The organism is Rhodococcus ruber (genome assembly GCF_027270735.1).
Classification (GTDB): Bacteria; Actinomycetota; Actinomycetes; order Mycobacteriales; family Mycobacteriaceae; genus Rhodococcoides; species Rhodococcoides rubrum_A.
On the sequence record NZ_JAPWIJ010000005.1, the window covers coordinates 22,026 to 43,982 of the forward strand.

General features: G+C 61.5%; 20 protein-coding genes. 9 read left to right on the top strand and 11 right to left on the bottom strand.

Annotated features, from left to right (window positions below):
• Window positions 1-19: 19 nt before the first annotated feature.
• The 5 genes from O4220_RS12520 to O4220_RS12540 form a co-directional block, all read right to left on the bottom strand.
• A complete protein-coding gene (locus O4220_RS12520; protein WP_269604654.1) occupies window positions 20-874 on the bottom strand; it encodes a mycofactocin-coupled SDR family oxidoreductase in 855 nt (284 codons plus the stop codon).
• Between the two features lie 145 nt (window positions 875-1,019).
• Window positions 1,020-1,907 carry a sugar phosphate isomerase/epimerase family protein gene (locus tag O4220_RS12525; RefSeq protein WP_269604655.1) on the bottom strand — a complete coding sequence of 296 codons (888 nt, stop codon included), beginning with the start codon at window positions 1,905-1,907 and terminating at the stop codon, window positions 1,020-1,022.
• A gap of 17 nt (window positions 1,908-1,924) precedes the next feature.
• Window positions 1,925-2,686, bottom strand: a complete 762-nt coding sequence (locus tag O4220_RS12530; RefSeq protein WP_269604656.1) for an ATP-binding cassette domain-containing protein — start codon at window positions 2,684-2,686, stop codon at window positions 1,925-1,927.
• 77 nt (window positions 2,687-2,763) lie between these two features.
• Entirely contained in the window at window positions 2,764-3,774 is a 1,011-nt protein-coding gene (locus O4220_RS12535) for a sugar ABC transporter substrate-binding protein (protein ID WP_269604657.1), read from the bottom strand.
• Between the two features lie 35 nt (window positions 3,775-3,809).
• Entirely contained in the window at window positions 3,810-4,892 is a 1,083-nt protein-coding gene (locus tag O4220_RS12540) for an ABC transporter permease (protein WP_269604659.1), read from the bottom strand.
• A gap of 670 nt (window positions 4,893-5,562) precedes the next feature.
• Here O4220_RS12540 and O4220_RS12545 point away from each other — a divergent pair.
• The gene (locus tag O4220_RS12545; protein WP_269604661.1) at window positions 5,563-7,344 is read left to right on the top strand and encodes a thiamine pyrophosphate-binding protein; all 1,782 of its coding nucleotides are present in this window, start codon (window positions 5,563-5,565) and stop codon (window positions 7,342-7,344) included.
• A gap of 89 nt (window positions 7,345-7,433) precedes the next feature.
• On the opposite strand, the gene O4220_RS12550 is transcribed toward O4220_RS12545, so the two are convergent.
• Together O4220_RS12550 and O4220_RS12555 are read right to left on the bottom strand one after the other, a co-directional pair.
• Window positions 7,434-9,308, bottom strand: coding sequence for a pyridoxamine 5'-phosphate oxidase family protein (locus tag O4220_RS12550; RefSeq protein ID WP_269604663.1), 1,875 nt, complete (start codon window positions 9,306-9,308; stop codon window positions 7,434-7,436).
• 88 nt (window positions 9,309-9,396) lie between these two features.
• The gene (locus O4220_RS12555) at window positions 9,397-10,278 is read right to left on the bottom strand and encodes an alpha/beta fold hydrolase (RefSeq protein WP_269604665.1); all 882 of its coding nucleotides are present in this window, start codon (window positions 10,276-10,278) and stop codon (window positions 9,397-9,399) included.
• An 86-nt stretch (window positions 10,279-10,364) separates the two neighbouring features.
• Here O4220_RS12555 and O4220_RS12560 point away from each other — a divergent pair, with 86 nt between their 5' ends.
• Complete coding sequence (locus O4220_RS12560) at window positions 10,365-10,880, top strand: CGNR zinc finger domain-containing protein (protein WP_269604667.1); 516 nt, start codon at window positions 10,365-10,367, stop codon at window positions 10,878-10,880.
• A gap of 197 nt (window positions 10,881-11,077) precedes the next feature.
• Here O4220_RS12560 and O4220_RS12565 read toward each other — a convergent pair whose 3' ends face one another.
• Complete coding sequence (locus O4220_RS12565; protein ID WP_269604668.1) at window positions 11,078-11,482, bottom strand: MarR family winged helix-turn-helix transcriptional regulator; 405 nt, start codon at window positions 11,480-11,482, stop codon at window positions 11,078-11,080.
• A gap of 67 nt (window positions 11,483-11,549) precedes the next feature.
• On the opposite strand from O4220_RS12565, the gene O4220_RS12570 reads away from it, so the two are divergent.
• Window positions 11,550-12,467, top strand: a complete 918-nt coding sequence (locus tag O4220_RS12570; RefSeq protein WP_269604669.1) for an SDR family NAD(P)-dependent oxidoreductase — start codon at window positions 11,550-11,552, stop codon at window positions 12,465-12,467.
• 243 nt (window positions 12,468-12,710) lie between these two features.
• Here the strand turns inward: O4220_RS12570 and O4220_RS12575 are convergent, their stop codons facing one another.
• Entirely contained in the window at window positions 12,711-13,535 is an 825-nt protein-coding gene (locus tag O4220_RS12575; RefSeq protein WP_269604670.1) for an ergot alkaloid biosynthesis protein, read from the bottom strand.
• On the bottom strand, window positions 13,532-13,960 hold the full coding sequence (locus O4220_RS12580) for a nuclear transport factor 2 family protein (RefSeq protein ID WP_269604672.1): 429 nt from the start codon (window positions 13,958-13,960) through the stop codon (window positions 13,532-13,534). Before O4220_RS12580 ends, O4220_RS12575 begins: the two co-directional genes overlap by 4 nt.
• Window positions 13,961-14,048: 88 nt before the next feature.
• Between O4220_RS12580 and O4220_RS12585 the strand changes: the two genes are divergently transcribed.
• Window positions 14,049-14,681 (top strand): TetR/AcrR family transcriptional regulator, encoded by a 633-nt coding sequence (locus O4220_RS12585; protein WP_269604675.1) that lies wholly within the window; start codon window positions 14,049-14,051, stop codon window positions 14,679-14,681.
• Between the two features lie 232 nt (window positions 14,682-14,913).
• On the opposite strand, the gene O4220_RS12590 is transcribed toward O4220_RS12585, so the two are convergent.
• Entirely contained in the window at window positions 14,914-15,960 is a 1,047-nt protein-coding gene (locus tag O4220_RS12590) for an NAD(P)/FAD-dependent oxidoreductase (RefSeq protein ID WP_269604676.1), read from the bottom strand.
• A 184-nt stretch (window positions 15,961-16,144) separates the two neighbouring features.
• On the opposite strand from O4220_RS12590, the gene O4220_RS12595 reads away from it, so the two are divergent.
• From O4220_RS12595 to O4220_RS12615, 5 genes are read left to right on the top strand one after another with little or no spacing between them, the layout of a single operon-like run.
• Entirely contained in the window at window positions 16,145-17,542 is a 1,398-nt protein-coding gene (locus O4220_RS12595; RefSeq protein ID WP_269604677.1) for a spinster family MFS transporter, read from the top strand.
• 46 nt (window positions 17,543-17,588) lie between these two features.
• Complete coding sequence (locus O4220_RS12600; protein WP_269604679.1) at window positions 17,589-19,079, top strand: AMP-binding protein; 1,491 nt, start codon at window positions 17,589-17,591, stop codon at window positions 19,077-19,079.
• Window positions 19,060-19,884, top strand: coding sequence for an alpha/beta fold hydrolase (locus tag O4220_RS12605; protein WP_269604681.1), 825 nt, complete (start codon window positions 19,060-19,062; stop codon window positions 19,882-19,884). Before O4220_RS12600 ends, O4220_RS12605 begins: the two co-directional genes overlap by 20 nt.
• The gene (locus O4220_RS12610; protein WP_269604684.1) at window positions 19,881-20,705 is read left to right on the top strand and encodes an SDR family NAD(P)-dependent oxidoreductase; all 825 of its coding nucleotides are present in this window, start codon (window positions 19,881-19,883) and stop codon (window positions 20,703-20,705) included. Before O4220_RS12605 ends, O4220_RS12610 begins: the two co-directional genes overlap by 4 nt.
• 3 nt (window positions 20,706-20,708) lie before the next feature.
• Window positions 20,709-21,905 carry a lipid-transfer protein gene (locus O4220_RS12615; protein WP_269604686.1) on the top strand — a complete coding sequence of 399 codons (1,197 nt, stop codon included), beginning with the start codon at window positions 20,709-20,711 and terminating at the stop codon, window positions 21,903-21,905.
• Window positions 21,906-21,957: the final 52 nt, after the last annotated feature.

Consider the following 21,957-nt stretch of genomic DNA (forward strand, 5'->3'; position numbering starts at 1 on the left):
CTTGGCCGAGTCTTCGGGATCAACGGACCGGATTGTGATTGACTCCGGTGAGTAGAAGGTGTCCGGCATCGACTGGAATTGTGACGCCAGTGACGGATGATGCCAGTGCCGAATTCAGGTAGATTGCGGTATTTGCAATTGTCTCGGGCGGAAGTACTGTGTTTCCCTTCAGCGCATGATAGCTGTAACCTGCATTGATCATGTCCTCCGCGGTGCCACCCTCGTGTCCGGCGAACATGTCCCAGGCTTTCTGCTGGTTCGTCATGGGAGTCAGAATCGACGCGGGGCAGATTGCGTTGCAGCGAATTCCATGGGGGGCGAGTTCGAGCGCAATGTTCTTCATCAAACCAAGCACACCATGTTTTGCCGCTACGTAATGTCCGTAATTCATACCCGGTTCGACTGCATTGACCGATGCTGTGATGACGATCGAGCCGGCTTGACGCTCGATCATGTGGGGAGCCAGAGCTTTTGCAGACTTCCAGACACCTGTCAGGTTGACATCGATACTGTCGTTCCATGCGGTTTCCGACAACTCCCAGAACGGCGCACGCGCCCAGATGCCGGCGTTGGCGATCAACGCGTCGATCTTGCCGAATTCGTCGATGCCTGCAGCCACAGCCGCATCGAGCTGCGACTGGTCCCGTACGTCGGCATCGAACGTGAGCACGCGGCGCCCAAGCGCTTCGACCTGTTTCGCGGTCTCTGCCATGTCCTCTGCGTTGGCCAACGGATAGTCGACGGTGTCGATATGTTTCGTGATGTCGAGCAGAATCACATCGGCACCGGCTCGTGCAGATTCGACGGCATGAGCCCGGCCTTGGCCGCGGGCTCCGCCGGTGATCAGTACGACTTTTCCCTCTAACAAACCCATGAGCTTCTCCTTTTATCTATGTCGCGTTGTGCCGCGGCCCGGAGGGGCAGCGGCGGGCGTCGATCGAATGCTGGTGAGCCCCCGCGCGGGCTGGGTCGCGGGCACTCGTATCTACTCGCCATCTCGCTGCGGTGTGGGCTGCTGGTCAGTCGACGAATGTGCGAGTCGTGGAAAATGCGCGGCGCGTTGCCTCGCGCACTGACATGCTGCGTACCTCGGCAGAAATCAGTTCTACTGCCCAGGGGCCGCTGTATCCAGTAGATTTGACTGCGGAAACGAACTCGGGTATGTCGAAAATTCCTTCGCCTGGAAACCTCCGATTGTTCACGGTGTCGTCCAGCAGCGATCCACGAATTTCAGCGTCGGCGTCATCGATTTCGACGCCGACAATTCTGTTTCCAGGAATGCTGCGAATGTAGGCGAAATCGACGTCGAGGCGCTCCGTGTGCCAAATATCGATGTAGAGACCACCAGCAAGGTGATCGGCGAGTTCGATCACTGCCATCGCTTGCTGGGGCGTCTGGATCTCACGGAACGGCGCGGGCTCGATCCCGACCATCGTGCCGGCGTTCGACGCATCCTCTGCGAGTTTTGCGAAATGCGGGGCCAACCGTTCGGCATCGAACTCGTCTCGGTGGAACTTGCCGCCTGTCTTCAAGACACGAGCGCCGAGGACCTCTGCTGCACGCAGCAGTTCGGCGCGAGAAGCATCCGACTCGACGCGTTCGGGTCCATCCGTGAACCAGTCTTCGAGAAATTCGACTTCGACAATACTGATCCCATTGCCATCGAGTATCTTTCGAAATTCCCCGTACCCAATGCTGTCGCGGACGACCGCGAGGTCCATGTGCTGAATGCCGAAACCCGCAAATCCAGCAGCACTCACAGCCTCTACGCGCTCCCGAATCGATACTGGGCTCCGCTCATCGTCGGTACAAGGCGCTGCCGCCCCCGCCGACGTCCAACATGAGGCAATCAGATCAACACTCGTCATACCATGCCTTTCGAGATATACTGGAAAATTGTAGGACATTTCTTCACTCTGATAAGTCAGACGACTATCTGATTGTCGACTCCCGTAATCATCGCAATGATCTCCTCGGCAGTGGTTGCGGCTGCCGCTCGGCTACCGACCATCTCGCCCCGGCGTAAGACCCAGATCGTGTCTACAAGGTCGAAAACTTGACGCAGATTGTGACTGATAATTATCACAGCCATCCCACGCCTTCTCAGGTCTCGAATGATGTCCTCGACGGCGGCAGTTTCACGTACGCCCAGGGCTGCAGTGGGCTCATCGAGAATGATCAGTCGGCTATCCCAGGACGAGCCCTTGGCAATTGCCAGACACTGGCGTTGACCGCCGGACATCGCACGCACCGGTTGGCGTAGGTCGGGAATGTTCACCCCTGTTTCAGCGAGCATTTCCTTGGCCCGCTTACGCATCCCACGCCGGTCGGGAACACTGAGCCAGCCCAGCGACAGCCGGGATGTTTCGCGACCCAGGAACATGTTCTCGACGACATTGAGATCGTCACACAGGGACAGATCCTGGTAGACGGTTTCAATGCCCATAGCCCGGGCTTGCTGAGGTGATGTGAAGTGTTGAGGTTCGCCGAGAACCTCCAGCACACCCGAATCGGGTTCGTGAACACCGGACAGGGTTTTGATGAACGTGCTCTTACCTGCGCCGTTGTCACCCACAACTGCAACAACTTCGCCCGCGCGAATCGAGATGCTGGCGTCGCGCAGAGCCTGGACACCGCCGAAGCTCTTAGCGAGATTCCTGGCCTCCAAGATCATTTCTTGTGCCATGTGCGTTCTTCTTTCGTGAGATGGATGTGAATACGCGTCGCGACGCCGAGTCGATCCGTGATGCAGCTGTCTTTCCGTCAGAGTTCAGGCTCCACGCTGTCGACATTTTCCTGTGTCACGGTAAGGAGGGGTAGATAGTCGTTCGGCGTCTTGACCTCATCCCTGTTGCACGTGAGCCAGTTACCTACTGCTGTCGTGACTTCTTCGGCCTGCAGGCCCATGTCCTGCATTACCGTTCCCAGAACCTGCCCGTTCTGAAGCATCGGAACGATGTCGTTGATGAGGTCACCGAAAACCCACTTCACCTCTGGGCGGCCACTGTCGATTGCGTTCTGGACTGCAGTCCCCGCCTGTGGGCCCTGGGTGATAATGACATCGAGATCGCCGACGGGAAACTTCGTCAGCCAGTCGCGTGAGATCGAAAGCGATTTGGCGCTGTCCCAGTTGTCTGGTTCCTGCGCAACGATCTGGTAGCGCGGATCTTGGGCCGCGAGATCTTCCACAGCCCTGGTTCGCTCGATCTGGGCGGTGGTTCCCATCTGGCCCATCAAAAGTCCGATTTTTGCGCCGTTGGGGAAGTTCTTCTTGACCAGATCGACCTGATGTTGCCCGAAATCATAATTGTCCGGGCCGACGTAAGTTACCAAAGAATCGGTATTCTTGAGCGCCAGATTGAGCGCGAAGACTGGGATCCCGGCTTGGCCGGCTTCGTTGAGAACGGGAGCCAAACTCTCGGGGTCAGGCGGATACACGATGATCGCGGCACTCTGTTCGGCAATGAATCCGCGAATTGCCGCGATTTCGGTGTTGATGTCGTTCTTGCCCTGCTGAATGTTGAGGTCCAGCCCCAGCGCGTCGCCCCGCTCTTTGATCTTGTTCTGCATCAGCGCGGCATCGGGCCCCACTGCGGTGTCGAAGAACAGCACACCGACTTTTTTGTTGGTGGACGGTTCGCAGTCCGTCTTCGATGTCACTGCTTTTGCATCGTCCGTGCTTGGCGTTGTGCACCCGACTGCAAAGCCGCACAGCGAGATCGCTGCGGTCAGCGTTACAGCGCGCGTGATCCATGGACGGTTTCGTACGCTCATTTTTCCTACTTTCGACGGTTGGGACAGCGGTTCGGTCAAGATGCGCGTTTGCGGGTGTAACTCTCGAATCCAACGGCAAGGAGGATGACTGCCCCGGTGACGGCTGGCACGAAGTACGGTGACAAGCCGAAGATCGTGAACGCGTTGGTCATGACGCCCAAAAGGAGGGTTCCTACGATCGCGGATCGGACGAAACCGGCTCCGCCGCGCAGTGATGTGCCGCCGAGAACAACGGCTGCGATGGCAGTCAGGGCCCAGGTGGCACCTGCGGAGGGTGTACCGGTTCGTGACAGCCCGACCGAGAGCACACCTCCCAGCCCCGCACACAGGCCACAGATTCCGTAGACCGCAACCAGCATCCATTTGACCGAAATGCCGGCCCGAGCAACGGCTACCTGGCTGCTGCCCACTGCGTATACGAACAGTCCGAACCGCGTTCTACGCAGGATCCACCAGATGCTCACCATTGCGATCAACCAGATGACAACGGGCATCGGAATGCCGAGTACCTTGGCGAAGCCGAGGTTGATCCAGGCTTCCGGTAGTCCATAGATAGGAATCGCATCGGTCGCGATGAATAATGCGCCGGTAACCACTGATCCGACGCTGAACGTGGTGATGAAGGGGTTGATTCCGATTACCCCGATCAGGAATCCGGAGGCCATCCCCACCAGGAGTGAGACACCGAGAGCGACCACGATCGCCGTGGCCAGTCCACTGCCGATGGACATAGCGCCTGCGATGCAGCCCGAGGCTGCTCCGACTGCTCCGACCGACAGGTCGAAGCCCGCAGTGATAATGGTCAGCAGCATTCCCAGTGCAACGATGCCGATTACGGCGCTCGACGAAAGCACGTTGAGGAGGTTGGAGGTACTGCGGAAGGCCGGCGAGGTGGCGGCCAGCACGACGGTTGCAACAACGAGCACCACTACCATCAGGTACTGAACAAAAACCTCTGGGCTCCAGACCAGCCGGGACTTCCGACCACCTCGAGCCGCGACATTCTCGGGTTGGGCGATGGTCGTCGCAAGGGAGACCGGTGTCTCGTGGGTACTCGCCGCACGTCGGTGATGCGGTGCCCCAGTCTCGGTGGTCGTTGTCGAACTGTTGTCGGTCATGTCTGAATTACTCCGAATCCGAAGCCAATGGTGTAGTGGACGACAGCAATTCGTCGCTCTTGTTCAACCTGCTCGAATCAGGTCCGTCATCGGACTCTGTCTGCGAGGCCCACACTTCGATATGGATCGGCTGGCTCGTGCGCCGACGCATCTCTTCCTGAAAGACTATGAGGACCGTCACTCCGATGCGACGGACACTTTGTGAGATAAACGGTGAAAAAAGTGTCGCAGTGTGCACATCGCTGACCGATCGTGTTGGGGCGGGTCCGTGGTGCGTCCACGCCCGCTCGAGGACGCCACTCCTCAGGCGCGAAACTGCAACGGCGCTCTGCCGACTAGGCCTGTCGCAGCCATTTATCCGTACTGCCTGGTCGGATCCGGGTGGTAGGCATTCGATGGCAGGATGCGAGCAGCCAGTCCGCCACCTTCTGCCGAGAGTCATACCGCTGCAATATCTCTGGATCATTTCGTAGTCAGTCTCCGGGAGCTCGACGTAGACTCCTGGCGAGCTTGTCCGATCGGGGCGCGCCGACTGCAGCAAGCGCGGGAAGCGCATCCGGTGCACAGATCGCGCTCTCAGGTCGCATCCGTTGCACATGATGGCGGTATCGCCTCTCAGCAACGTCAAATACTGTTTGAAAAGGTCGAACAGTTGATAAGTGAGGAACGAATGAAACTAACTGGCGCACAAATCATCGCTCGAACACTGAAGGAATTCGGCGTCGAGTACGTTGCAGGGATTCCCGGTCACGGTGCATGGACATTTCTGGACGGATTCCTCGACGAAGAATCCAAAATTCCCGTGATTCAGGTTTTCCACGAGCAGAGTGCGGTCCACCTCGCAGATGGCTACTACCGCGCGACCGGCCGCCCCATGGCCGCCTTCACCTCGATCGGTCCCGGTGCCACCAACACGGTAATCGGAATGGCCACTGCGTACGCCGACTCCTCGGCAGTCCTATTGCTGACCGGCGGACCGCACACCCACATGGTCGGCAACGGCATCATGCAGGAGCTGGAACGCAAGCAAGACAATGAGTTCCCGGAAGTGCTCGCGCCGGTGACAAAACGCCACTGGGTGGCGAACCGCACGGACAAGCTCCCATCGATTCTGCATCGCGCCTTCAGCGCCATGCTGACAGGCCGACCTGGCCCCGTTCATATCGAGATCGCAATGGATGTACAGGCCGCAGCCGCGGACGTCCAGATCCCGAAGCTTCACGAACGTCTTCCCGTCGGCAAGATCTATCCCGATCCCGAGGCAGTGAACCAGGCAGTGGCGCTCCTCGCCGGTGCGAAGCGCCCTGTCATCGTCGTCGGCGGCGGTGCTCTCCTCAGCAATGCCTCCGAGGCGGTGCTCGAGCTCGCCACAAAGCTGAAGATCCCCGTGGTCACGACGTACAACGGAAAGAGCACCTTCCCCGAGGATCATGACTTGTTCGGCGGTGACATCGGATACATCGGAAGCACATCGGGCAACAAGCTCGCGGCGGATGCCGACGTCGTCCTCTCCGTCGGAAATCGATTCACTGACTGGTCGGCTTCGAGCTACCGCAAGGGCGCAACGTTCTCGTTCCCGCCCGCCAAGCTTATCCAGATCGATATCGATCCCCACGAGATCGGCAAGAACTATCCGGTCGCAGTCGGGATCGTTGCCGACGCCGTGCCCGCTGTATCGCTGATCGCCGCGCAGAGCGATGAAGTGGCCAACCGTGACGATTACCTAGGTGAAGTCATACGACTCCGCCAGGAGTGGAAAGAGAAGCTGGCACCGCGTCTCAACAGCGACGCATCGCCGATGACCTCGCAGCGTCCACTCAAGGGGCTTCGCGAGATCCTGCCGCGCGACGCCATCGTCGTGGCCGGCTCCGGAAACGCACAGGGCACCGTCAAACAGACGTTCGACGTGTACGAGCCGAAGACACACTTCACGTCCGGTTCGTTCTCACCCATGGGATGGGCTGTACCAGCCGCAATGGGCGTGAAGCTGGGTCGACCCGACAAGATCGTCGTATGCGTCGTCGGAGACGGTGAATTCCTGATGGGAATTCAGGAAATCGGTGTGGCGGTAACTCACAACATACCCGTGGTCTTCCTGGTACAGAACAACTCCGGGTACATCTCGATCCGCGGAGGGCAGCGGAAGATGACCGGTCGCTACGTCGCATCGGAGTTCGCAACGCCCGACGGGGAGCCCTACTCCCCCGATTACTTGGCAATCGGCCGAGCTTTCGGCCTCAAGACCTGGCGCGCAGAGACACCGGAAGAAGTCGACCGATACCTCAAGGAAGCAATAGAGTCGGGTGAACCGGCAATCGTCGAGGCAATGACAGCACGAGATGCTGCAGGTCCGTTCGTTCCCGGCTGGTGGGATTTGCCAGTAAGCGCCGATATCACCGACGAACGGCAGGATGAGTATTGGGAGGGCCGAGCCCTGCAGCAGCACCTGTGAACTGAAGCAGATCGACAGTCCTGCAGCACTGCCCGGATGGATTCGCAATCACTGCTTATCCGTCCGGGCAGCTTTGTCGAATCGAGCGTTCAGTAGTCGAACGCCTCGAACCTGACGTCCTCACCGGCCACCCACTCCAGAACCGCTTTGTGCAATGGCCGAGCAGCGCACACGTAATACTGTCTTCGCCCGACGCGTCCCACGGCTTTGACGTCGGCCTCGGTCATTCTCCTGGTGTGTGTTCGGGCTCCGAGCTGTTCGAGAGTGCGAAGCTGGGCATACCCGTTGGAGTCCATGTGTCCGGTGAGGAACACGGTGATTGCCACCCCCCAGTGGCTGACCCGCTCGATAACGTCGACGGCGAGAGCCAGGTCCTCTGCGCGCACACTCCAGAGCAGGGTCAGTGCGAGTCCGGATTCGTGGGCAGCGCGCGCCTGCGCCGTGAATGGAGTGATCCCGACGCCCGATGCCACGACCACTACGTCATCGGTGTCGGGCTTCGTGTCGGCGTACCTGGTGTCATCCTCGCCGCCGAAGCCCATGACAGTGACATCCAGGTCCGAACGTGGGGTCCATCGCGACAGCAGTCCGGTGACCGGTCCGTGCTCCCGAACGGTTATCTCGAACTCGTTGCTGCCCAGTGCATCCGGTTCACTCGACACCGTGAACGTTCTGATGAAGTCGTCGTTGAGGGAGCTGGGGTCATGGTCGCGCATGTGCGACCAGCCGCGATCGAGTTGAGCCGCGAAGTCGAGGGTGACGTGTTGCCCTGCGCACCAGTGCAACGGCTTCGGCGGTTCGCCCGGAGACAGTCGAAATGTGTACCGCGAAATCGTCGGTGTGATCGGTAGCTTGTGGATCAGCGAGGCAAGCGTTCTGTCTGCTGGTCTGGGCTGCTGGCCAGCGACGCCGACCTCGCGGGCCGATCTCCTGACCGGGGGGTTGTACGGCGACGGTTCCAGCAGCGTGCCTCGGAACGGAAGGCTGTTTCTCACCAAGCGCACCGCCTCGATTTCGATCCGAACAGCCAAATTGCTATGCGGCAGAACATGTTCAGCGGCATCGTCGATCAATACCTCTGCGCGTCCCGCCAGGTAGAGAACGTCGCCGGTGTCGAAATCGGGAAAGGTGACTCCCACGGCCCGGTCGGAGGTGATGTTCCCCAACGTCTGGTAGAGGCGGTTTCCCGAGTACTCCGGGTATACCAGGGTCACGCCCTCCGCTTCGGAGTTGCTGAAGACCCGGACGAATCCTGGTGACCCGCCACGGATGTTGGTGTCCATGCTGTCGGTACCGTGCCGGCTGGAGATGAGGAACGTGTCGGATTTGCCGATGATGGCGAGCGCCTCGGCTGGTAGCGGCAGTGAATCGGTGATCAACTGCGGAGATGATTCGTAGGGTGTTATCGCCCGCTTGTTCAGATACTTGGGGCAGTTTCCGAGGGTTCCGTCGACTGTGACGTCAACCTGGACGTCGACGCGTTCGCTTTTCTCTGAAGGTGTTGTCTTCGTGCGCTTTTCCACAACGACGCCGTCGAGCATGCGTCCGGCGATCTTGGCCCTTCCCCTGTGCTCCAGGTCGATAACGAGACCCGAGACCAGCCTTCCTCGTCCGTTCGTATTGTCGCCGCACAACAGACCCTCGAGCACTGGGTCGGTACCCGACCAATCAGTGTCCTGTTCTGCGGTGTGAGGTTCGAGCTGTGCCTGGAACCTCAGCCGCAGAACCCCGACCGCGGCCGGGGTTGCTGTTCCAGCAGCGCCCCCGAGCAAAGTTGTCCACACACGGTCGTCGACGCCGATTGTTCCGAGCGCCACGAGTGGACTCCGAGTCATCCAGAGTCCGTACGCGGTGGGCAGACCTGGAGCAGTGGGGTTGTCCTCGTAGGGCACCTGCATAAGACGGTGCATCGTCTCTTCTCCTGGATGCCACTGGCTCAGCACACGGTCGTCATCTGTTCGCATGACGGGTGACCTTTCTCGAAGAATGTTGACCTACATGGCTATTCGAGGTATCTGGTGCGGAATCGAGAACGCGTTCGGGTCGGCGCGATCAGGCTGCGTGTCGTGTCCCGGAGAGCCCGTGCAGGAAGGTGGTGATCAGGGAGGCGACTTCGTCGAGGTGGCTTTCGAGCAGAAAGTGGCCCCCGTCCAGTAGGTGGATTTGCGCGTCGGCAAGATCGCGCAGGAACGCACGCGCACCGTCGGGGCCGAAGATCTCATCGTTCTTGCCCCAGACGGCGAGGAGTGGGGGCCGCGAATCACGAAAGTAGCGCTGCACAGCGGGGTACAGGCGGACATTCGTTGGATAGTCGGCGAAGAGCCTCAGTTGGATCTCGTCGTTGCCGGGACGGGTGAGCAGCGCGTGGTCGTGGATCCAGGCGTCGGGGCTCAGGAGGGTCGGATCGGAGACACCGTGGACGTATTGCCATCGCACTGCTTCGAGTTCGAGTGCTGTGCGCAGCGGTGCAGCGTTTTCCGGCGTGCGGTTCTCCGCGTAGGTCCACAGGGGTGCCCAGAACGATTCCACGAACCCCTCCTCGTACGCGTTGCCGTTCTGGGTGACGATGGCGGTGATGCGATCAGGATGACTGAGGGCGAGACGCCATCCGACGGGTGCGCCGTAGTCCTGGGTGTAGATCGCGTACCGGTCGAGACCCAGTTGATCGAGGAGGTGGTCGGTGACGGCGGTGAGGGTATCGAAGGTGTAGTCGAAGTCGTCGACGGACGGAGCCGCCGAGTATCCGAAGCCGATGAGGTCGGGTGCGATCACGTGAAAATCATTGGCCAGCAACGGGATGAGGTGGCGAAACATGAAGGAGCTGGCGGGAGTTCCGTGAAGCAGCACGATGGTGGGATCGGACGGATTGCCGGCCTCGCGGTAGAAGACTTCGAGTCCGTCGACGGTGGTGGTGTGGTGATGAACGGCGACCATGGATAACCCCTATGGATAGTTGATGTGGTTACTTGGACGACAGAACCACAGTGCGCGTAACCTGTCAAGTGATCTATGATGGTTACATGAACATCGAGGAGGCGCAGTCGATCGACGAAGCACTGCTGATCGACCTGCTCAACACCACGCCGATGGTCGAGGATCAACCGATCGATCTTCTGGCGGACGACACGGGCGGCCGCGACTGGCTGAGTGCGCGCGGCGGGACCGGAAGCGCAGAGGAACTTCGGGTGAGCCGCGCTGTACGTGACGACCTCCAGCGGGTGGTGCGGGGTGCAACGTCACCGTCGTCGCTGAGCAAGTACCTGGATGGCCTCTCGCGGGTGCCGGTTCTGACCGATGACGCCCTCGACTGGGTTCTGCAGGTGGCCGAGGATCGCCGACTGGCGTCACGGATTGTGCTGGCGTGGGCGGGGATTCGTGAGAGTGTGCCCGGCGCACTGCGCCCGTGTGCGAATGACGAGTGCCGCTTGTTTCTTCTGGATCGCTCGCGTGCGGGCACCGCGCGGTGGTGCTCGATGGCCACCTGTGGCAACAAGATGAAGGCCCGACGGCACCGCGCTCGGGCGGCGGGCGGCTGATTGTCGCGCACAGCAGTGGGCGCGAGGACTTCGCGCTCTCGGTGACCCAGCTCATCACTGGGGACTACAGCAACGGCGAGGCCATGCGAACGGATGACGGTATCCGCCCGACACCTCGTGACAGAATGCCTCTCCGAGTACGAGCCCGCCCCAGGGCCTGTACTCCCGACTATTGAGGCAGCCGTTGAAGCGCAGCTTCACTCGCGCATTACGTCCAGAATCCTCCCGAACGTTGCCCAGTCTTCCCGAGTCAGCTTCTTCAGCGGACTGACGGAGGTCAGCGCCTGACCGAGGCGCTCTCGGGTACGCGTTCCTTCATCGGTCAATTCGACGAATTTACGCCTGCCGTCCGCCGGGTCGGGTGCCCTTTCCACCAATCCGCGGGCTTCGAGTTGCTTGACGATGAAGGTCGTATTGGAGGCGTTGCATCGCAGTCGTGCCGCGAGGTCTGACATCGTCAGGTCGGTTCGACCCGGGTGCACGGTCCACAGCGCATGCGCGGTAATGAGTGTCAGACCCTCCTCTGCCGCAAACGGCGCAAGGTCGTCATTGATCCGAAGAGCAAGTTCCTGCATCTGCAGAGTCGTGTCGAGGATGTCCACATTCGCAGGCTAGCAGTAGTTCAAGTCATGAAGTACATTGATAGTTCAAGACTTGAAGGAGATGGGGATGTTGGAACTCGCACGACTCGACGGGCGCACGGTCGCCGTCACCGGCGCTACGTCAGGAATCGGATATTTCATCGCCGAACAGCTGGCTGAGCTGGGTGCCGAGATAGTCGTCGTGGCGCGCTCGGAGGAACGAGGCCGACGTGCCATCAGCCTCTTGCCCCACCACGGACGCCATCGGTTCCTCAGGATGAATCTCGCGGACGTCGACTCCGTCCGTCGTGCGGGCGAAGAGTTACGGGACACGACTCAACTCGACGGCCTGGTGATGAACGCGGGCTCGATTGCTGCACCCAAGTCGCCCGAGGAGGGCCCTTTCGGCGTGGAGCTGACTGTGGGCACAAACTTTCTCGCACATGTCGAACTCCTCCGTCTCGCCCTCCCGTCCTTGGAGCGGACATCAGGCGGAGCCAGAGTCGTAAGCATAGGAAGTATGCTCACGCAACGCATTCCGTTCGATCCGGACAACTGGCTGTCTCAGGGGTCCTACCGCCCACGCGCGGCGTACGCCATGTCCAAACACGCGACGGAGATGCTGGGTTTCGAGCTGTCCCGCAGACTTCGAAGCCGAGATTCTTCGGTCGAGTCGATCGTTGCTCATCCAGGCGGAGCAATCGATGCGCTGACCGCTGATCGACCGGGAATCCACACTCGGCCAGTCGTTGTCCGAGCAGCAAGCCGGATACTCGGGCATGCGTTTTCGTCCATCGTCCAAGGAAAGGACTCGGCGGCCGAATCTGTAGTTGCGGCCATGGCAGCTCGCGGCCTCCCGCCCGGTGAGGTCTACATCGGCCCACGAGGAAACGCTGCGGGCCCACCGGTGATCGCCGAACCCGTTCGTACTAGCCGTGATCCGCAACTCGGCGCATTCCTCTGGAACGAAACCGAACGCATCATCGGGGCCCCGATCCTCACGTGACGGGCTCGTCAGAAGGCTGACGAACGCGTCGCCCAGTGGTTCGAGGGCCGTACCGGTCGTCGGCCAGAGGAGGCCGACTGCGGTGCCGAGGACCATGGCGATCAGGACCCAGATGTACAGATGGCAGTACCACAATCTGACCGACGATCCGATGGGGCACTATCGCCGAATCAGATGGCCGAGGCCTTTCGACCGGTATGCCGAAGCGGCCTCATCGAGCCACTGAACGTCATGTCACTTCTCCTACAGAACCGTCTCGAAATGAGCCTTCACGAAGTCTTCGAAGTTCCGGGCCGGGTGCCCGGTCACACGCTCGACGACGTCTGTGGCCCGGTCCTCGGTGCCGCGTGCGATGTCGGCGTCCAGGGCCGCCAAAATTCGTGCAAACCCAGCCGGGAGGCCGTGGTCGCTATGCCGTTGGGCCAACTCGTCGACAGTGATCGAGCGATGTGAGATCTCGGTACCGATCTGTGCGGATATGACTGCGGCCGCATCGCTGTAGCTGAGAGGTGATGGCCCGGTGAGGATGTGGTCGGTGTTGTGTGGCTCGGGATCCGTCAAGGAGTGTGCAGCGACGTCTGCGATATCCAGCGCGTCCACGAAAGCAATTCGCCCCTCGCCTGTTGCGCTGACGATCTCTCCGTTTCGGACACCATCAGAGAGAGGGGTACGTCCGATGAAGTTCTGCATGAACCACGACGGTCTGAGGACAGCCCATTCAGGCACTATCGACGCGACCGCGTCGTGGACCTCGCCGAGGCCCGGTGCACCCCGGTCCATTGCGGACGAGCTCAGTGCGACGACCCTTCGAACACCCTGTTGCACTGCGCTTTCGAGGAACGGCCCGACGACCGGCATCGGGTCGGCCGAGCCGACGGGTGCGACGAGGTAGATTCCGGTGATTCCCTGTAGAGCGTGCGCGCGACTGTCGGCATCTGCCCAGTCGAAGAACACGTCGTTCGGTAGTGCAGGACGCCGTGTGGCGAGCCGGGTTCTGACGTTCCGCGCGTCGAGTGCCCGGGCTACGCGACTTCCTGTCGTACCCGTCGAGCCCAGAACGAGTATCACGCCGTACCGCCTGCGAACGCTGTGAGGTCATCTGTGGTGCCGATTGCTTCTGCGGCTGCCAACGGACTCCAGTAGTCGCGGTAGTTTCGGATATGACTGCCATCTGTCGTGATGATGGCGACGTACCTCATCGAGTAGGCATTTCCCGTCTTGGGTGCGATGCCGGCAAGCTCGAATTCAGCGACGGCGACGTCCGGATCTGCAGTGGCGTGAACGGTTTTCGACGTGAGTTCTCGAACGTCGAGAATATCGCTGTAACCGCTCATGTATTCGCGGATCGTTTCTCGTCCCACGATCTGCTGGGGGTAACCGACTGCAGCAAAGGGGAATTCGATGATCCCATCCACGGCCCAGAGGTCCGAAAATCCTTCCATATCGTGGTCGAGAAGTAGTTCCAGTGCGCGGTCCACGATGTGTTTGTTCATGCTTCCTCCCAAGAGTGGACGATACGGTATCGTCTCGCCAAGCATACGCGAGACGATACCGTCCCGTCCACCGGCTAGGCTGGGGCTCATGAGTCCAGGAAAGCCGACCGGTGCGGCCGTATTCAGTTCGACAGTGACGCATTCGATTGTCGAGGCAGTACTCGACGAGTTTTCGGAGGCAGGGTACGGCCGCTTGTCGATGGAACGCGTGGCTAAGCGAGCACGGGTAGGAAAGAGCGCTTTGTATCGCCGATGGCCGTCGAAAGAGGAGATGGTGATCGCCGTACTGTCCGAGTTCAGCGTCGGAGTGTCGGAAGCACCGGATACCGGAACTTTTCGAGGCGATCTGCGAGCGACGCTCGGACAGTTCGTCGACTGGATCGACGACCCGCGGTTTTCCAAGATTCTCCCTGACCTGGTCGCCGAATCTGCACGCAACCACCGCCTGGGTGAACTCCACACGCAGATGATCGGCACGCCGCGTAGAGAGCGTGCAGTTCAGATCTTCGAGCGCGCGGTTGCACGAGGTGAGTTACCTGAGGACATGGACGTCGAGTTGGCTCTGGATCTAGTGGCGGGCCCCCTGTATTGGCGGTCCACCGTGAGGGGAGCCGACGTCGACAGCGCGTACCTCGACCACCTGACAGACGTCATCGTTGCGGCACTGACCGGTTCGCGAGGGCTGAGACCGACCCCGACGCCCGTGATCGAGCCCCTCTGAGGACGACGACAGCAAGCACATCCGTTGACGAATTCACGCGTCAAGGTCCTTTGATGCCTCTTCCTACACCTGTCCCGAACCTTATGTGCCGCACGACCACCCTGACGCTGTTGTGGCCGTCTACCGCATGGATCAGCGCAGGGGCCGCAAGAAGTACGCGTCTTCTTCCATCCGTATCGCGCGACCCTTGCGCAGACCGATCTTGGACAGGGTCACCCTTCACACCTGACAGTCAGATCGTCAGGCCGTGGCGGCGAGCCCCCAGAACACGGTTGGTCACTCGGGCTTCCATCGCGGCAGAGAAGGGCCCATTGCGGCCCTGCACCGCCCAGGCCGTCTCTTCCTCGATCAGGTCGGAATTGATCTTCATCCCCGCCGCAGTGCCCTCGGCCGCCGCGACGATGACCGGCGCTGCCGCGTTGGAGACATTTCCTGCGACGTACACGCCCGGGGCTGCGGTCGACCCTGCAGGACCGGGTTCGATGAAACTGACCATTCCGGAGAACAATTCCTGTGCGGCCAGGCCGATCGACTCGTCGACAATGTCGACACGGGCTTTCATCTTCGATCCCACCACGACCGTCTCCAGATCGAAGTTCCTGCCATTCCCAACGGTCACACCAGTGAGGATGCCGTCCACTGCGTCGACCGATGTCACCGCGCCGGCGACAACTTGCACCGACCGCGCAGCGAGCTGATCCCATTCCTGCTCACTCGGGATGACCGTGTCGTTGAGAAACAAGGTGATCTTGTCTGACCACTGCCGAAACAGCAGGCTCTGATGCACCGACATAGGGCTGGTCCCAACGACTCCGATGCGATTGCCGCGAATTTCGTAGCCGTGGCAATAGGGACAATGAAGGACGCCTTTGCCCCACTGTTCGGCCAGCCCCGCAATCGGCGGCAGTTCATCGACGAGACCGCCGGCGAGCAAGAGGCGGCGTCCAGTCACCGTGCGGCCGTCGGCCAGAAGGACTTCGAAGTCGCCGGAGAACCGACGTGCGCGCACTGCCTCGGCATCGAGAATCGTCACACCGTAGGCCCGTGCTTCCTCACGACCGACTTCGAGCAGCACAGTCGGATTCATCCCTTCGCGGCCGAGAAAGCCGTGCACGGCGTCGGCTGGGGCGTTTCGCGGGGATCCCGCGTCGACCACCACCACTGATCGCAGCGCCCGGCCGAGGGCGACCGCAGCACTCAAACCTGCGGCACCACCGCCGATCACGACAACGTCGCATCGATAGTCGGTGTGGTTCTCGGACAGTGAGTTCGGGGTCATTGTTCTTCGTCTCCGTTTCGTTCGTCGTCTCACGAGTTTCGACGCAAATCAAGTTATTGGCAAGCACATTTGCTGCTTTAGCAACTAGTGACACCACCTCGGGACTGAGGAACAGGAATGTCTACAACAGGTCTTGATCTTTACGATACGAAAACTTAAAGTTACGTTCCGTAAAGTTAAAGTGATGGCAGTCACATACCACGGAGGCTTCATGGCACTCGACAGAACAGTCCCCCCTCGCGACTCGACCGGCAGGGTGGACACCGGCACTGACAAATCGAGTGCCATCCCCCCGTATGCCTGGCGGCTCGTCGCCCTGTTTGCCGCGGCGAACGTCCTGAACATCTACGACCGCGCCCTCCCGACGATCGTGGCCGAGAGCATCAAAGCCGAGTTCGCTCTCACCGATACGCAGCTCGGTCTGCTGATGAGCGGCTTCACCGTCGTCTATGCCGTCGCGGGCATCGCGCTCGGGCGGATGGCGGACCGCCGTTCTCGCCGTCTGGTCATGGCAGTCGGTCTCGTGGTCTGGAGCCTTCTCACTGCAGCCAGCGGCGGAGCATGGAGCTTCGCATCGCTGCTGATCTTCCGACTCGGCGTCGGAGTCGGGGAGGCGTCCTATGCCCCGGCCGCCAACGCCACCGTTTTCGACATGTTCCCGGTGGAGAAGCGTTCGCGGGCAACTGCTGTGCTACAGCTCGGCGTGCCGCTGGGTTTGCTTCTGGCGTTCTTCACTACCGGCCCATTGGTAGAGGCGTTCGGCACCTGGCGGGCACCCTTCTACTTGGCGGCGATCCCCGGCCTCGTCCTCGCTGCACTTCTACTCATCACGCCGATGCCAGAGCAGCCACGCGCGACCGCTCAACAGCGCGAACATGAACGAGGTGCGAGGGTCTTCTGGACGTTGGCGCGAATTCCAACGATGTGGTGGCTCATCCTGGCGGGTATCGGCCTGCAGATCGCCAGCTATTCCATCGCGACTTTTCTGGTACCGCTCCTGCAGCGCTACTTCGGACTCAGCCTCTCCGAGGCCGGTACCGGCGCAGGCCTCGTGACCGGCGTCGCGGGTCTCATCGGTTTACTGCTCGCGGGCCCGATTGCCGACCGAGCCCGACGACGCTCATCTGCCGCTCGACTTTCGGTCGCAGCGATCGGCATGGCCGTCGCGGTTCCGTTCGCGTTCGCCGCATTCGGACTACCCCCCAGCAGCGCAGTCATGTTCATCGTCCTGCTCTCCTGCGCATCGGTTCTGCTCAACATGGTGCAACCTGTTGCGCTACCAGCTGTTTCGGAAATTGTCGCGCCGCGCCTGCGAGCCTCGGCTGTCGCGATCTACTTCGCAGCCTTCTATCTGCTCGGCGGCGCATTCGGCCCTCTGCTGACGGGCGCACTTTCGGAGCATTTCGCGGCAAGCGCCACGGCCACGGCCACGGCCGAGATCAGCGCGTCGGCTGCCGGTCTACACACCAGCATGGCGTGGCTACTCCCCCTGTCCTGCCTACTGGGAGCCTTGGGCATTGCCGGTGCGATGACCACCATCGAACGCGACACCCGCACGGCAGCGCGCTCGGAGGCGGCATGAGAATCGAACACTCGCCCTCCCACGCTGTGGTGCCGAGGAGCGGCACATGAACACCTCATCGACGACGTTCGGAGAGGTGCTCGCCTCTCACGCCGCGGCACGCCCCGATGCCCCTGCTGTCACCTGCGGTACCGACACTCTCACCTGGGCCGAGTTGGAGCGCGACAGTAATCGGCTGGCTCACACGTGGTCCCGGCTCGGTGTTACGCCAGGCTCGTATACCTCGATAATGCTTGACAACTCACCGGCCTTCATGACGGCAGCGTTCGCATCATGGAAGCTCGGCGCCGTACCGCAGCCCCTGTCTTCGCGACTTACGCCCGCAGAGTTGCGTGCCATCCTCGAGGTCGTGGTCCCGGCCGGCGTCGTTGGACTACCCGACAACGTGGGTTCGGTGGCGAACGATTGGGTGACACTGCCGTCGGTGACCGAGACAACAGAATGCGCCGAATCCCTGCCTCTACGGATCGCTCCCTCTTGGAAAGCACCGACGTCGGGTGGAAGCACCGGCCGCCCCAAGGTGGTCGTGTCCGGAAACGCCGCGGTACTGGAGGAAGTCAACGGATTCGCCGACGTTCTCCGCATTCCCACCGCAGGTACGGTGGCCGTCCCTGGTCCGCTTCATCACAACGCGCCGTTCATGTTTGCGGCACTGGCGATGCTGCGTGGTTCGCACGTGGTCCTGCAAGGCCGATTCGACGCCGAGACACTGCTGGCCGATATTTCTTCCCACGGCGTTCAGTGGCTCTACGCCGTGCCCACGATGATGCAGCGCATCTGGCGTCTCGGCCCCGAAATGCTTGGTGCGCAAGATGTTTCGACCTTGAACCTCGTAGTGCACATGGCCGCCCCGTGCCCGCCCTGGCTGAAACGAGCGTGGATCGGTTGGCTGGGCGGCGAACGAATCCTCGAAGTCTATGCCGGTACAGAAGCACAAGCCGCCAGCGCCATCACCGGTACCGACTGGCTCCGACATCCAGGGTCTGTCGGGCCCGCGGTGGTCGGTGAGTTCACAGTGCTCGGGCCCGACGGCGCACCGCTACCGCCCGGCGAAGTCGGTGAAGTGTGGGTACGTCGGGGTGCGGACTCGCCACCGGCCTACACCTACATCGGCGGGACTGCCCGCACACGCGACGGCGGCTGGGAGTCGCTCGGAGACCTGGGCAGTCTCGACGAGGAGGGCTACCTCTACCTCACCGACCGCGACACCGATGTCGTTCTGGTAGGTGGGTCGAACGTCTACCCCGCCGAGGTGGAGGCTGCTCTTGTCGAGCATCCCGATATCGATGATGCATGCGTTGTCGGGCTGCCGCACGAGGATCTCGGAGCGGTCCCGCATGCCATTGTGCAGTCATCCGCAGAGGTGGACCTGGACTACGTCCTTCCGTTTCTGCGCGAACGTCTTTCCTCGTACAAACTACCGCGGAGCCTGGAGGTCGTCGCCAGTCAGCTTCGCGACGACGCAGGCAAGATGCGTCGCTCGACACTGCGCGCACAACGACTCGAAGGAGTGAACGATGCCCTGGGCCATCAATGAAACCCCCACGGGAAAAGTGCGACTGCACTGGGACGAACAAGGATCGGGCGAACCTGTGGTACTGGTGATGGGCCACCTCTTCTCGGGCGACATGTGGTATCCGGTGATTCCTGCGCTGGCCGAGCATTACCGAGTGATCTGGTTCGACAACCGAGGCACCGGCGAGAGCAGCGCCACCAGCACCGCGACCGTCGCCGACATGGCCGCCGACGTCGCTGCGGTCATGGACGCTGCCAAGGTCGAGAGCGCACACGTCTACGGCGTGAGCATGGGCGGTGGGATCGTCCTGCAGCTCGCCCACGACGCACCTGCGCGGGTCCGCTCGATGGTGCTCGGCTGCACCGCGATGCGCAGCCCTGAATATTCGCCGCCTCAGCCTCCAGGATTCCTGGCCCGCCGGCTGAAGTACCGGGTGCCTATTCGCGTCCTGAAACCCGTTCTGCGCAAACGGCTTTACGGTCCGATCGCCACGCGGTCTGCGGTCGAATGCGACCTGGACGTCCTCAGCCGGATGCGCTTCTCCGCTCGCGGGGTCTACGCCCAGGATCTCGCCATCGCCGGCTACGACATGACACCCGACAGAACCGCGACTCTGACCCAGCCCGCGCTCGTACTGCACGGCACGGCAGATGAGGCAGTACCGCACTCTGCCGCCGTGACGCTGACCCAGACACTCCCCAACGCTCGACTCGTCACTTATGAAGGTGCCGGCCACAACTATCCCGTCGACGTCGGCGCACGCGCCAACGTCGACGTGCTGCAGTTCTTGGCCGATCGAACTCGGAAAGCAGGAAACAGGACGTGAAACTTCACAATTGCGTAGCGGTCGTCACAGGCTCCGGCCGTGGCATCGGCCGAGAGATCGCACTCAAGCTCGCTTCCGAAGGTGCACGGGTCGTCGTCAACGATCTCGACCCAACCCCGGCGTGGGAGACCGTCGAGGCCATCCGCGCCGCAGGCGGTGAGGCCGTGGCCCACTCCGGGAGCGTCACCGAGAACGGCTTCGCCGACGCGCTCGTCGACGCTGCGGTGGAAAACTTCGGCGGACTCGACATCGTCGTCAACAACGCCGGCTACACCTGGGACAGCGTGATCCAAAAGACCACGGACGAGCAATTCGCCGCGATGATCGACGTACACCTGGCAGCGCCCTTCCGAATCCTACGTGCGGCACAGCCGGTGATGTCCGCCGCTGCGAAGGCGGAGATCGCAGCACACGGCACAGCCCGGTGCCGCAAGATCGTCAACATCTCGTCTGTCGCAGGCCTTGCTGGAAACCCGGGCCAGGCGGCGTACGCCTCTGCCAAAGCCGGCGTAACCGGCCTGTCTCGCACGCTGGCGCGTGAATGGGGTCGCTACAACATCACCGTCAACACAGTCGCATTCGGCCTGATCTCGACGCGACTGACCACCGCCGCGAACGCGTCGGCCTCGATCGAGGTGGCGGGCCGCACCATCGAAGTAGGCGTCAACCCCGATGTTCTCGACTCGGCAGCATCGCTCATACCGCTGGGCAGACCCGGCCTCCCCGAAGAGGCGGCAGGCGCGGTCTTTCTACTGTGCACCCCCGAGGCCGACTACATCACCGGGCAGACCCTGGTGTGCGGCGGCGGCTGGGAAGGCTGAACAATGACATCTCGTGTTTTGGTAGCCGGGGTCGGCATGGTTCCCTTCAGCACCCCCAGCCGCAGTAAACCATTCGACGAACTGGCCGAGACTGCAGTACGCGCCGCTCTCACCGACTGCGGTATAGATCTCTCCGACGTCCAACAAGCCTATGCCGGTTTCGTTTTCGGCGACTCCACCAGTGGACAGCATGCTCTTTACCGAGTCGGCCAGACCGGAATCCCGATTTTCAACGTCAACAACAATTGCTCGACGGGCTCGAGCGCGCTTTTTCTCGCGCGGCAAGCAGTCTCGTCGGGCGCGGCTGACTGCGTTCTGGCGTTCGGGTTCGAGCAAATGCTGCGCGGCTCGCTGCACAGCCATTGGAGCGACCGACCGAGCCCGTTCGACCGGTTCGGCGCGGTGGTTCACGACAGGTTCGGCGATGTGCCCGATGTACCCGTGACGGCGCAGTTCTTCGGAGGCGCAGGCGACACCTGGTGCGAGCGCTACGACGCCGATCCCGCTGTCTTCGCCCACATTTCGGTGAAGGCACGCCGTCACGCTGCGAACAACCCGTATGCGGTGTTCCGTGAACCGGTCACGGTCGAGGAAGTTCTGGCCTCGCCACATGTGTTCGGCCCGCTGACGCGCCTGCAAAGTTGCCCTCCCACATGCGGTGCGGCAGCCGCAGTCATCGTGTCGGAAGACTTTGCCCGGAGCCGCGGACTACCCGCCGACGTGGCAATCACAGCGATGGCCATGGCAACCGACACCCCCGGTAGCTTCTCCGGTGACCTGATGAGTTTGGTCGGTTACGACATGACACGCACAGCGGCAATGCAGGTGTACGAGACCGCCGGGATCGGTCCGGAAGACATCCAGGTTGTCGAACTCCACGACTGCTTCACCACGAACGAGGTGATCACCTACGAAGCTCTGGGGCTCACCCCGGAGGGGAGCGCCGAGAAGTTCGTCGCAGACGGTCAGAACACCTACGGCGGCCGTGTGGTGACCAACCCATCGGGCGGCCTCCTCTCGAAGGGACACCCGCTGGGTGCCACTGGTCTGGCGCAGTGCGCCGAACTGACCTGGCAACTGCGTGGCCAGGCCGAGAGGCGTCAGGTGGACAAGGCCGGACTCGCCCTTCAACACAACATCGGTCTCGGAGGCGCGGCGGTGGTTGCGCTCTACGAGCGCATCGGGCGCAACCATCCTTGATCAGGAGTGCAGGGTAGGTGCGGTGGTGGTGGTCGTCGGCGCTGAGCGTGCC

Coding starts and splice junctions, on each gene's coding strand:
- O4220_RS12520 (WP_269604654.1), bottom strand. CDS start 874: ATGGGTTTGTTAGAGGGAAAAGTCGTACTGATCACCGGCGGAGCCCGC.
- O4220_RS12525 (WP_269604655.1), bottom strand. CDS start 1,907: ATGTCCTACAATTTTCCAGTATATCTCGAAAGGCATGGTATGACGAGT.
- O4220_RS12530 (WP_269604656.1), bottom strand. CDS start 2,686: ATGGCACAAGAAATGATCTTGGAGGCCAGGAATCTCGCTAAGAGCTTC.
- O4220_RS12535 (WP_269604657.1), bottom strand. CDS start 3,774: ATGAGCGTACGAAACCGTCCATGGATCACGCGCGCTGTAACGCTGACC.
- O4220_RS12540 (WP_269604659.1), bottom strand. CDS start 4,892: ATGACCGACAACAGTTCGACAACGACCACCGAGACTGGGGCACCGCAT.
- O4220_RS12545 (WP_269604661.1), top strand. CDS start 5,563: ATGAAACTAACTGGCGCACAAATCATCGCTCGAACACTGAAGGAATTC.
- O4220_RS12550 (WP_269604663.1), bottom strand. CDS start 9,308: ATGCGAACAGATGACGACCGTGTGCTGAGCCAGTGGCATCCAGGAGAA.
- O4220_RS12555 (WP_269604665.1), bottom strand. CDS start 10,278: ATGGTCGCCGTTCATCACCACACCACCACCGTCGACGGACTCGAAGTC.
- O4220_RS12560 (WP_269604667.1), top strand. CDS start 10,365: ATGAACATCGAGGAGGCGCAGTCGATCGACGAAGCACTGCTGATCGAC.
- O4220_RS12570 (WP_269604669.1), top strand. CDS start 11,550: ATGTTGGAACTCGCACGACTCGACGGGCGCACGGTCGCCGTCACCGGC.
- O4220_RS12580 (WP_269604672.1), bottom strand. CDS start 13,960: ATGAACAAACACATCGTGGACCGCGCACTGGAACTACTTCTCGACCAC.
- O4220_RS12585 (WP_269604675.1), top strand. CDS start 14,049: ATGAGTCCAGGAAAGCCGACCGGTGCGGCCGTATTCAGTTCGACAGTG.
- O4220_RS12590 (WP_269604676.1), bottom strand. CDS start 15,960: ATGACCCCGAACTCACTGTCCGAGAACCACACCGACTATCGATGCGAC.
- O4220_RS12595 (WP_269604677.1), top strand. CDS start 16,145: ATGGCAGTCACATACCACGGAGGCTTCATGGCACTCGACAGAACAGTC.
- O4220_RS12600 (WP_269604679.1), top strand. CDS start 17,589: ATGAACACCTCATCGACGACGTTCGGAGAGGTGCTCGCCTCTCACGCC.
- O4220_RS12605 (WP_269604681.1), top strand. CDS start 19,060: ATGCCCTGGGCCATCAATGAAACCCCCACGGGAAAAGTGCGACTGCAC.
- O4220_RS12615 (WP_269604686.1), top strand. CDS start 20,709: ATGACATCTCGTGTTTTGGTAGCCGGGGTCGGCATGGTTCCCTTCAGC.